The organism is Spirosoma sp. (genome assembly GCF_048594605.1).
Classification (GTDB): Bacteria; Bacteroidota; Bacteroidia; order Cytophagales; family Spirosomataceae; genus Spirosoma.
In genome coordinates, this window is sequence record NZ_JBMDWV010000350.1 from 1 (window position 1) to 11,068 (window position 11,068).

Below are 11,068 nucleotides of genomic sequence, written 5' to 3' on the forward strand. Positions count from 1 at the left end.
GGCCGTAGCTCTGGCCCTCATCTGCATTTCGAAACACGTTACGAAGGCAATCCTTTTAGTCCGTTAAACATTTATTCGTTCCCGGAAAACACGATCAACTCTGATCATTTTCTGTTAACAGGTACTGTTTGGGACTACCTGCGCGGAGGAAGCAGCAGTCATTCGTCATCGTCGGAGTTAAGCTTCAAACCACGTATAAAACGGACAGTGTTGCACCGGGTACGCTCTGGCGAGACGCTTACATCCATTGCCGACCGGTATGGAATGTCGGTTTCAGCCCTGAAACGTAAAAACCATATGTCAGGCTCACGACTTCGGCCAGGACAAAAATTACGGGTTCATTAATTGAATCGGGCAATGCTACGTCGGTTAGGTTAATTCAACGGGTTGACCGACGTAGCATTACCGCTTGGCCCGCGTTACGTCGTTAACTCTGCCAGTCAATCTGAATCTTACGTCCGGTTTCGGCGGCCTGTAGAATGGCACCGATGAGTTTCATATCTTTCCAGCCTTCTTCCCCCGATGCTTCTGGTTTGGTTTTCGTTCGAATGGACTGAACAAACGCATCCATCTGCGCAATTTGCTGGTAATGGGGCGACGGTACGTCCATCGGGCCTTTGCTTGTCACACCCTGCGCCCCGGTCGCGTTATACGCCGGTTCAAGCTTAAACCAGCCCCAGCGCTCGCAGGTAACGTAGAGCCGGTCAACGTAAGAGGAATACGTAGTACGACAGTCGGCAATGGTTCCGCCCGGAAATTCAAACTGCCAGAACACCATTTCGTGTACATCTTTAAAATGTTCTTTATCGTATGTAAACGCCTGCGCCGTTACGTTGATCGGGTCCAGATTGAGCGTACGGCGAGCGCCCTGAATCGCATAGACGCCCAAATCCATAATGGCTCCTCCCCCACCGATTTTCTTATCAAGTCGCCAGGAGTTGGGGCCCGGTACCGTAAAGCCCAGCGCTGATTCAATCACTTTCACCTGTCCGAATTCTTTCGCGGCTACCAACCGACGCATTTCCAGATGATGCGGTTCGAAATACAGTCTATATCCCACCGATAGCTGTACACCCGCTTTTTCACAGGCTGTAATCATCTGTCGGGCTTCGTTGGCGTTCATGGCCATAGGCTTTTCACAAATGACGTGCTTACCCGCCTGAGCGGCCCGAATGGTATATTCAGCATGCAGGAAATTAGGCAACACTACGTAGATGATATCGATATCAGGGTTGTTACGTATCTGGTCGAAGGTCTGGTAATTGTAGATATTCTTCGCGGGTATATTGTACTTCTCTGCCCACGTTTTTGCTTTTTCGGGTGAGCCCGTTACAATACCCGCCAGATAACAGTGCTGCGTTTCGAGCAAAGCCGGCGCTAACTGATTCGTTGCGTAATTTCCCAGTCCCACCAGTGCAATTCCCAGTTTTTTTGGAGCAGGCTGTTGCTCAGCAAACAAATCAAGTGGCTGGGTTAATAAACTACCTGCGGTTAGCGTCAGGGCTTGCAACGATGTTCGGCGGGAGATAAGCGTGTTCATGGAAATGGCCTTTGATTTGACCAATAAAAGGTAACAAAAAGCCCGGAATGGAACCGGGCTATCGAATAAATTTATCTATGCTATTCACCAACGGGTACGTTGGGCTGACTTTGTCGGGATGCCGCATCATCACGTCCTTCGCCCCGAGGCCCACGACGACGTTTTTTCCGGCGTTTAGGTTTGTCGGCCGACTGACCATCGACTGACAGCGGCTGTGCCTGATTCGACGTAGCAACGGCCCCATCTACTGGAGATTCAGCATCACTTTTCGTTTCCGGACGAGGTTTGTGTCTGCCGTTTTCAGTTTGACGAGTACGTTCCCGCTGACGATTTTGATTTTCTTCTCCCTGCTCAGCCGTAGATACCTGTTCGTTTCTGCGACGCCCGGAGCTTCGCTGACCCGAACGCTGATCCGATTTACTTTTACTCTGCAAGTCCTGACCACGACGACCACCTCCGTGTCGGCCACTTCCATGACGGCCACTAAATCGCTTAGGATCGAACACCGGAGCTTTACCCATGTCCAGCTGTTCGGTAATCGCCTGTTTTTCGACCTCACGCTCAATCAGCCGCTCGATATTGACAATACGGTTCTGATCCTGATCACTGATAAACGTAATGGCTGTTCCGGTAGTAGCAGCGCGCGCCGTCCGGCCAATCCGGTGAACATAATCTTCAGCATCGCGCGGAATGTCGTAATTTACTACGTGGGTCAGGTTATCAATATCAATCCCGCGCGACAATACGTCCGTAGCCACCAGAATCGGGAACGCCTTGTTTTTGAAATCACGTAGCACGATCTCCCGGTCGTCCTGTTCCAGATCGGAGCTAATGCCGCGTGCTTCGTAGCCGAGTTTGCTTAACGCACGCACAATGCCATTTACCTCCGCTTTTTTGGATGTAAAGAGCACCATGCTTTGCACAGGCTTCGTACTGTTTTTGATCAGATGCACCAGCAACGGCAGTTTCTGCTGGTCGTACGCCATATAAAACTGCTGATCGATCCCGGCGGCTGGCTTCGAAACGGCGAGCCGAATCTCTTCCGGCTCGGTCAGAATACGTTTCGAAAATTCCCGGATTTTATTGGGCATCGTGGCCGAAAAAAGTAACGTTTGCCGTTTGGTTGGCAGTTTCGTTACAATATTCAGAATGTCGTCCGAAAAGCCCATATCAAGCATTTTATCGGCCTCGTCCAGCACCAGGTAGTCGATTTTATCGAACTTAACGTAGCCCAGTTGCATATGCGCAATCAGGCGTCCGGGCGTGGCAATAATAATATCGGCACCCGTTTCAAGGGCTTTCCGCTGTTTATCCCAGTCGTCGCCTTTGCCTCCTCCGTAAATAGCGAGGCTGTTTACGTCAACGAAATACCCGAACCCTTCCACCTGTTCGTCGATCTGTTTGGCCAGTTCGCGTGTGGGCACCAGAATCAACGTACTGGTGTGGTCGTGGTCAGCGTGCGAAATCCGGTCGATGAGAGGAATCAGATAGGCCGCCGTTTTTCCGGTACCGGTCTGGGCACTGGCGATGAGGTCACGTCCTTCGAGGATCTTAGGTATGGCCATCTCCTGAATAGGCGTGGCCTTTAAATAATTCATGGCATCTACACCCGCCAGCAGGTCGTCGTGCAGATTAAATTCAGAAAATGTCAAGGTATCAGCGTAATGAATGTTAAAACGGCTGACCTTAACTTCCCGGTCAGCGATGCGTTGCAACAGCGGCTCATCGTAACGGTTTTCCAACGCAGGTTATGCAGGACTCCGAGTCGATCCGATTGCTTTTTAACAAATATAACGATAAAACCGAACTTTATCCAGTAACCCTGTTTCTCAGTTGTTTTTGTTTATTAATCGTATGCGATTCACTTCTGTACATCGCCGATAAGTTTTTATTTCAACTGGATTACCAATCCACTCGTAGTTTCATTTAACCAGTGCTATGTAGTATAGTTCTGCTATTCAATCGCTCCTAATCAGACATAAAATATAAAATACGACGCGCAAATCTGAAATCCGTTTGCCAATACGTTCGGCTGATTTCAGATTTACGCGTCGTAGGTATCTTTTGCGGTTAATGAAAGCTCCGGCTTATCAACCACCAATTATTCATCTAGTACATTACCCGTTGACTTTGGGGAAGATTTGAAACGTGGTCCATTTTACCCTGACGAAACTCTTTATACAAGTTCCTTATCTCGTCCTGAGTGTCGGCAATGAACGGCCCATACGAAACAATCGGATCGTGCTGAGGTTGCGCTGCATACAAAATAACCCGCCCTCCGGTTTCGCCTGCTCCCAGTTGTAGCTCACTTTGCCCGGTACCGGAAAGTCTGTTGAGCCATCCGACCTGATCCTGCTGCAACGTAGTGTTTTCTTCACCTATAGTCACGCGGCCTTCAATCACATATAGAAACGCGTTAAACGAATCAGGAATCAGTTGCGTGGTGCTACTTCCCGGCTCTAATCGAATATCGGCAACAATAAGGGGTACGTAATTCTGGATCGGTGACGTAATGCCTGCGAACGAACCGCTATATACCCGAATCTCCACACCTTTTTCCATTCGTTTGGGAACCTGCGCCAACGGAAGGTCCTGTACTCGGGGAGTAGTCCAACGGTCGTTCTTTGGTAGATTTAGCCACATCTGCAAAAGATGCATGGATACTTCCCGATCGATAGTTTCCGTGTGAACAATGCCACTTCCTGCCGTCATGATTTGAAAATCTCCCGCTTTCATTTGGTGGGCAGAATCACCTATTTCACCTTCCAGTAACAAAGAAACCGTTTCAAATCCGGCGTGTGGATGTGGTCCGCCGACCGGTTCACCATCCTGCTTATTCAGTCGATCGTCCATCAGTATAATAAACGGATCGCTCTGGCTAAAGTCAGTCTGGATAACAGCGCGGGCAATGTGACCTGCCCCTAGAAATCCCGGTTGTGCAGGAGGAGTATGTATCGTAACTAGTTTTCTTTTTCGGGCTATTTGTTGCTCTATGATTGTTTCCATGCCATTGTTGTTTAGTCCGGATTGACAAAACCTCTTTCTGCTCGCGTGCCGAGTATCCGTCAATCCTTACACAAAGCTAATACAGTTTACTATACATTTGTTAGTACTATACTTTTATATAGCACTATACTGAAGGATAGCAAATCAGGACACGATGAGCTGAGTAAATAAACCAACACTTTAATTTACTCAATCGATATCAGGCTCGAAATTGGTCTGGTCATTACATGGCATCAAATCAGTGGCAACGTAACGCGAAACTCATGGCCATTGTCTTCGATAATTGGCGCGGGCTGTCCCAACATCTGGTACTTCGTTAGAATATTGCTTAACCCCACCCCATTGCTTAGCACCCGATTGCCTAGTTTGCGCTGTAGGTTGTTGCTTACAACAAGGCGGTGATTCTGGTCGGTACTTAGCGAGATAGTCAGGGGCTTGCTGGCCGAAATAATGTTGTGCTTTACTGCATTCTCGATCAGCAGTTGCAGCGTTAGAGGAGGAAGTTGCTGCGCTTCGGCTTCGGGCGAGATGTTGGTAATAATGGACAATGAATCGCCGTGGCGGGTCTTGAGGAGGTGATAATACGAATGAATAAATTTCAACTCGCTGGTGAGCGGAACCAGTGGCGAATCGTTACTACGTAGCAGATACCGATACACGGTACTAAGCTCCTCGCTAAACACTTCGGCCTTTTGCGGATCCTCGCTAATTAATGCGGTTAACGTATTGAGGCCATTGAACAGAAAATGGGGGTTAACCTGCTGTCGAAGGGCGTCTAACTCAGCCTGCATTTTCGCTTTTTTGAGCGATTCTGTATCCAGTATGGCCAGCCGATACAGTTTCAGGTAATAGATCACCTCATAAACGCCCCCTACGATAAACGCAAAGGATATGGCCATCAGGATATGCGTCAGATACACGCGGGTCGTTGGTGGAGCAATCAGTCCGGTAGGGTCAACCTTGCTTAATCCCCACGTTTCGAAAGGCTGGACAATAATGATAACGAATGCGTATCCCAGAAATGTAAGCAGCACCCGCCAGCCGGTTCGGTCAATCTGCATGTAACGCGCCCGGGCCTGAAACACCCACCAACGTAGCAACTCCCAGGTAACGGTGGTTGTCAATACGCCCCAACCGAAGGTAAGCAGTACCAGCGGCCACGAGAATCCGTACTCTCGACCATAGAAATATACAAAAGGCAAAACAGCCATCGGAATCCCGATGATTCGAAACCATTTATCATTTGGCTTGGTACGTTGGTGACTGTCCTGCACCTGCATGAATGCTGCAATCCTAAAAATTAAATCGTTACTGGTAAAATTACGTGACCGATACGTATTGCCCAAAATCCTGGATCAGTTTTCAGGCCCCAGTGCTTTTCTCCCTAATTCCTAAATAGCTATGTAGTGTTTTACTGGATTCGATTCACTACTGGAAAAATAATCCGAACAATCAGGCGATATTAATCGCCTTTCTGTTGAATACCTAGTTATCATTATCGATGTAAGCAACAGAATTGAACCTATTTTTCAGATGCGCCAAATTACTATAGTTAAAACGCTAAAGTTTCTACCTGTTACGTAGTACTTTTATCCGATACTCTATACTCGATGCTGAAACTCTACTTTTCAACGGTCATTTTAACCTTTTGCCTGAGCGTATCCACGCTGTTGGCGCAGACACCCACGACTACCTCGCTCGACGATACGCTTCAACTTAATGAAGTAGTGGTGCGCGGCTACGCGACCAACCGACGTTTGCTGGAAACGCCTGCTTCGGTCAGCTTACTTACCCGCCGGGATTTACAACAACGTTTTGGTACGCCTACGCTGATCCCATCACTCAATACGTTGCCGGGTGTTCGGGCCGACGAACGGTCGCCGGGGAGTTATCGGCTGGCGATACGGGGCAGTGCGATACGATCGCCGTTTGGGGTACGAAACATCAAAACGTACTGGAATGAATTACCGCTTACCGATGCGGGTGGCAATACGCCATTGAACGCGCTGGACGTTCGGGCGCTGGGACGTATTGAAGTGATCAAAGGGCCGTCGGGAAGTTTGTACGGAGCCGGAACGGGCGGTACTGTTCTGTTTAGCGGACTCAACGTACCAGCCAATAAAAGCCTTGTCGAGATTTCGGCGCTGGGTGGCAGTTACGGTTTGTATGGCAATGGGCTTACCGTTCAGACCGGCAAAAACAACTCAGCCATTTCACTCAGTTATAACCATTTACAATCGGATGGCTACCGCGACCAGAGTGCCGTTGTCCGCGATAATCTGAGTTTAACCGGCTCGTTTTCGGTTAGTCCCAAACGTACCATTTCGGTGCTGGCGCTCTATTCGGATCTGCATTATCAGACGCCGGGCGGCCTTACACTGGCGCAGTACCAGGCGAATCCGAGAGCGTCGCGGCCGGCCACTGCTACGTTGCCAGGCAGTGCGGCTCAACAGGCGGGGATTTACCAGAAGGTGGGCTATCTGGGATTTTCGCACGAGTACCGCTGGAACGACCGGATTCAGAACACAACGGTTATTTACGGCTCAACGACCGACTTTGCGAACCCATTCATTACCAATTATGAAAAGCGTACCGATCAGGGTCTGGGCGGACGTACGGTTACGCAAATTCGCCTGCCGAATGGCCCGCTGCCGACTACGTTTACGGTTGGCGCAGAGTGGCTACGCAACTTCACGGTTGTTCGTAATTTTGGCAATCGCGCGGGCGTGGCCGACACCATCCAGACCGATGAAGAGCTTATTGCCCGTCAGTCTACGGTTTTTGCGCAGGCTGAAGCCGAACTTCCAGCCCATTTCCGGCTAACGGCGGGCTTGAGTCGGAACGATGTTCGCTATGGGTTCACCCGGTTTCCGGTACGTTCGGCCGGAGCCTTACCCGCTACGTTGCTAACCCGCGATTTCACCCCCGTCTGGTTGCCACGTGTGGCTTTACTACGTACGTTTGGGCAACGTCTTTCGGCCTTCGCCAGTATCAGCACGGGTTATTCGGCTCCATCGAGCCAGGAAGTGCGGCCCTCGGCAGGTGGTTTCAATACGGATCTCAATCCAGAGCGGGGAACGAGTTACGAAGTGGGTTTGCGGGGATCAACTGCCAATGGCCGCTTCCGGTTCGACGTAGCGGCTTATCATCTTAAACTAAACGAAACCATCGTCCGCCGGTCCGATGCAACTGGTGCCGAATATTTTGTCAACGGTGGGCATATCGATCAGCAGGGGCTGGAAACGCAACTTTCGTACGACTTCCTGCTGCCATCCGCTACGTCCCCACAGTTTTTCAATCTGCTACGTATATGGTATAACATGACGTTGACTGATTATCGGTTCAGGAATTATCAGCAGGGCACCACCGACCTATCAAACAATCGCGTTCCGGGGGTAGCACCTACTACACTCGTGACGGGTATCGATGCCGAAACGCGGCTGGGACTGTATGCACACGTTACGTTCCAGTATCTGAACGAATTCGCGCTCAATGATGCCAATACCGTTACGTCGGACCCGACCCGGCTGTTGCAGGCTACGCTCGGTTATCGTCAAAACCTGGGGCAGCATTGGACCCTCGATCTTTACGCCAGTGGCGATAACCTGCTCAATCAGGCTTACTCGCTGGGCTATGACCTGAACGCGCTGGGCAATCGCTATTACAATGCTTCGCCTGCCCGGAATGGACTGGGAGGTGTCCGGCTAGGTGTAAAATGGTGAGAACGTTCCATACGTCTTCTTTTTCTGGCTATGAACCGTAGAGATTTTCTTGCGTTGGCCGCTGGCGCTTCCGCTACGTTCCCTTCGCTGACATGGAGACAGGATACCGCTATTCCGATCATTGACACGCACATTCACCTGTTCGATACGTCTCGCCCGGAGGGTTTGCCCTGGCCGACCAAAAATGATGGTATTCTTTACCAACCCGCCCTACCGGATCGATATCGGAAGATTGCCGAACCGCTCGGTATTGTTGGCGCGCTGGTCGTGGAGGCAAGCCCTTTGCCCGATGATAACCAGTGGGTACTTGATGTGGCCGCTAAAGACAATATCATCGTCGGCACAATAGGCAATCTTGAACCAGGTACGCCCGATTTTCGTCAGCAACTCGAACGATTTCAGCGCAATCCGCTGTTTCGCGGTATACGATACGGTAACCTCTGGAATCGGAATTTATCCGCCCAACTGTCAATGCCCAGGTTTATATCGGACCTTCAATTTCTGGGGCAAACGGGCCTGGTACTGGATACGGCAAATCCCAACCCTACGCTGCTGGATGCCATTGTGCGACTCGCCGACCAGGCGCCGAATTTGCGGGTGGTAATCGATCATCTTCCCCAAATGGCCGTACCCCAAGAGGCTGCGTCCCGTAAGAACCATGAGGCCGACCTGCAGGAGCTAGGCAAACGGCCTCAGGTGTACGTAAAAATTTCGGAAGTGCTACGTCGGGTAGATGGAAAAATTCCGCAATCGCTCTCGTTCTATCAGGATCGACTGGATCAGCTTTTCGGTATTTTCGGGGAAGATCGATTACTCTACGGAAGCGATTGGCCAAACAGCGATCAGTGGCTGCCGTTTAATGCTGGATTGAATCTGGTCAAAGAATATTTCACGGCAAAAGGCCGAACGGTAGCCGAAAAATACTTTTGGAAAAACTCTGTCGCGGCTTACCACTGGAAAAAGCGCAGCCCTTTACAGCCCGAATAGAGCCGCGCTACGTTCGTTTTCTGCTTCGTCCAGGGTTGTAGTCAATCAATACCAGACAGCTTCACTCCCTAAATTGACCGAATACGAACACATATTGCGATGCCATAAGCAAGTTAACTACTTTTAGATTTATGATTTCAAACGGCCTTATTAACAGCTGATTACCAGACGATCCGGGCGTGTGCAATCATAGTCTAACAAGCCGGCAATTATGCTTACTAAAGCTGCTACGACCATAGGCCGTATTTACTCGTTCATCGTATCGTTGATTGCTGCGTGCGTTCTGATCGTGCTTACCTGGGCGGCCTGGGGGTTTTATCGGGACGTAGCGCTCGAAAAAACCTTTGCAGAGGAAGGGAAGCTGACAACTGTTACCGTTAATGACTTGAATTCACAGCAGCGGTCCTGGCGCGATTATCTAGGTAACGTTACGTATCTGACCTTTACGTATCAGGGAAAATCCTATACCAGCCGATACGTAGTCGATTCGGTCTACGTCGACACGGGCGATCCGGTTCAACTGCTTTATCACGCTGATTATGACGCCTTTCGTCAACCGCAACACGAACCAATTTTCAGGAATAATCCGAATGTTTCGCGCCTAATCAACTGGAGTTCAGTCACTACGTTATCCGACGAAACCAAGCTGCTTTTAATTTGTCTGGTGCTGAGTGTTCTATCGTTTTTCGTTGTTTCCGGCGTAATTATGACCTTTGTACCGATCCCCTTTTTATCAGCCACAGCCCGAATCCTGCTCATAGGCATTTGCCTGGTTTTGTCTGTTTTCTTTTCCTACGATACGTACCAGTATTTTCAGTACTACCAGCAGATAAAAGCGGATGGGCAGCCCGTAACGGTACGCGTGCTGGACACCAGCCTAAAGGAGCAAACCCAGCATTTGCACCGGCGTCGGCACAGCCGCATCGATTTATTTGGTCCCTCCTATCGCTATCAGGCTACGGTTCAGGACCAGCAAAAGCAACGGATTATTGCCATCGATAAAACCGATTACGAGACCATCAGGCCCGGCGCTACGTTGCAGACTCTGTACGCACCCTCGCTCAACGACATGATGTCGGTCAGATACACACCCAGCTACACCAATCTGATTGTGCTGGCATTTTTCTGGGTTGTTACTTTCGTTCTGATAGGTAAAGGATTTTATTCATCGCCAAAAAAGCCGCAATCCGTATCCTGAGCGGAGATTATCATAGTAGCGGGATTAAATACTCATTCAGAGCCACGTAATTCAGTGTTAACAAGTCATGCATGCATTATCTTCCGCAATTACTGGACTTCGACCAGAAGAAATAGTCCGGTAAAACCTAATGCCGGCAAGACATATAGTATCTTTCGTTTTAGTTTTCGGTCAGGCAAGTCATACAAACTGCGTAGCGCACTGAGGAGTATCGGTTTATACAAGTGATGGATGGGTTTGGTGCCCGGAGCCAAATCGGTATTTTTGCCCAAACTAGCCTACGCCTTGCTCACCGTCACGAATTTCACCAAAGCCTATAACGGACATACCGTCCTGACTGTACCAAGCCTGAACCTGCCATCTGGCATCCACTATTTTCGGGGCGGAAACGGTTCCGGGAAAACTACGTTTTTCCGCACAGTAGCCGGTTTATTACCCTTTTCGGGCGAAATACGGCTCCACAATCAGCACGAAATCAACCGCGACCCGGTAGCGTACCGATTGCGGGTCAATTATGCCGAAGCCGAGCCACTTTACCCTGCGTTTCTCAACCCACGCGATCTGGTCGGTTTTGTTGGAAAGGCAAAGCAAGCCCCCGCCGATCAGGTTGATACG

9 protein-coding genes are annotated in these 11,068 nt (G+C 49.8%); 5 read left to right on the forward strand and 4 right to left on the reverse strand.

Annotated features, from left to right (window positions below; all coding sequences use genetic code 11):
- The coding region (locus ACOJS8_RS21195; protein WP_420150550.1) for a LysM peptidoglycan-binding domain-containing protein at positions 1-345 on the forward strand (345 nt) is incomplete at its 5' end.
- An 82-nt stretch (positions 346-427) separates the two neighbouring features.
- Here the strand turns inward: ACOJS8_RS21195 and ACOJS8_RS21200 are convergent.
- The 4 genes from ACOJS8_RS21200 to ACOJS8_RS21215 all read right to left on the reverse strand — a co-directional run bounded on the left by ACOJS8_RS21200 (position 428) and on the right by ACOJS8_RS21215 (position 5,826).
- Positions 428-1,540: a Gfo/Idh/MocA family protein gene (locus ACOJS8_RS21200; RefSeq protein WP_420150551.1), complete on the reverse strand. Its 1,113-nt coding sequence runs from the start codon at positions 1,538-1,540 to the stop codon at positions 428-430.
- An 80-nt stretch (positions 1,541-1,620) separates the two neighbouring features.
- Complete coding sequence (locus ACOJS8_RS21205; protein WP_420150558.1) at positions 1,621-3,138, reverse strand: DEAD/DEAH box helicase; 1,518 nt, start codon at positions 3,136-3,138, stop codon at positions 1,621-1,623.
- Positions 3,139-3,649: 511 nt separating this feature from the next.
- Positions 3,650-4,546 carry a pirin family protein gene (locus tag ACOJS8_RS21210; protein ID WP_420150552.1) on the reverse strand — a complete coding sequence of 299 codons (897 nt, stop codon included), beginning with the start codon at positions 4,544-4,546 and terminating at the stop codon, positions 3,650-3,652.
- 233 nt (positions 4,547-4,779) lie between these two features.
- Complete coding sequence (locus ACOJS8_RS21215) at positions 4,780-5,826, reverse strand: sensor histidine kinase (protein ID WP_420150553.1); 1,047 nt, start codon at positions 5,824-5,826, stop codon at positions 4,780-4,782.
- Between the two features lie 330 nt (positions 5,827-6,156).
- On the opposite strand from ACOJS8_RS21215, the gene ACOJS8_RS21220 reads away from it, so the two are divergent.
- The 4 genes from ACOJS8_RS21220 to ACOJS8_RS21235 all read left to right on the forward strand — a co-directional run.
- A complete protein-coding gene (locus tag ACOJS8_RS21220; RefSeq protein ID WP_420150554.1) occupies positions 6,157-8,268 on the forward strand; it encodes a TonB-dependent receptor in 2,112 nt (703 codons plus the stop codon).
- A 30-nt stretch (positions 8,269-8,298) separates the two neighbouring features.
- The gene (locus ACOJS8_RS21225) at positions 8,299-9,255 is read left to right on the forward strand and encodes an amidohydrolase family protein (protein WP_420150555.1); all 957 of its coding nucleotides are present in this window, start codon (positions 8,299-8,301) and stop codon (positions 9,253-9,255) included.
- A gap of 211 nt (positions 9,256-9,466) precedes the next feature.
- Entirely contained in the window at positions 9,467-10,453 is a 987-nt protein-coding gene (locus ACOJS8_RS21230; protein WP_420150556.1) for a hypothetical protein, read from the forward strand.
- Positions 10,454-10,684: 231 nt separating this feature from the next.
- Positions 10,685-11,068: ABC transporter ATP-binding protein (locus ACOJS8_RS21235; protein ID WP_420150557.1), on the forward strand; the 384-nt coding region annotated here is incomplete at its 3' end.

Excerpts from the sequence above, each read along its gene's own strand:
- ACOJS8_RS21200 (WP_420150551.1), bottom strand. The coding sequence starts at position 1,540 with ATGAACACGCTTATCTCCCGCCGAACATCGTTGCAAGCCCTGACGCTA.
- ACOJS8_RS21225 (WP_420150555.1), top strand. The coding sequence starts at position 8,299 with ATGAACCGTAGAGATTTTCTTGCGTTGGCCGCTGGCGCTTCCGCTACG.
- ACOJS8_RS21220 (WP_420150554.1), top strand. The coding sequence starts at position 6,157 with ATGCTGAAACTCTACTTTTCAACGGTCATTTTAACCTTTTGCCTGAGC.
- ACOJS8_RS21210 (WP_420150552.1), bottom strand. The coding sequence starts at position 4,546 with ATGGAAACAATCATAGAGCAACAAATAGCCCGAAAAAGAAAACTAGTT.
- ACOJS8_RS21215 (WP_420150553.1), bottom strand. The coding sequence starts at position 5,826 with ATGCAGGTGCAGGACAGTCACCAACGTACCAAGCCAAATGATAAATGG.
- ACOJS8_RS21205 (WP_420150558.1), bottom strand. The coding sequence starts at position 3,138 with ATGAATTATTTAAAGGCCACGCCTATTCAGGAGATGGCCATACCTAAG.
- ACOJS8_RS21230 (WP_420150556.1), top strand. The coding sequence starts at position 9,467 with ATGCTTACTAAAGCTGCTACGACCATAGGCCGTATTTACTCGTTCATC.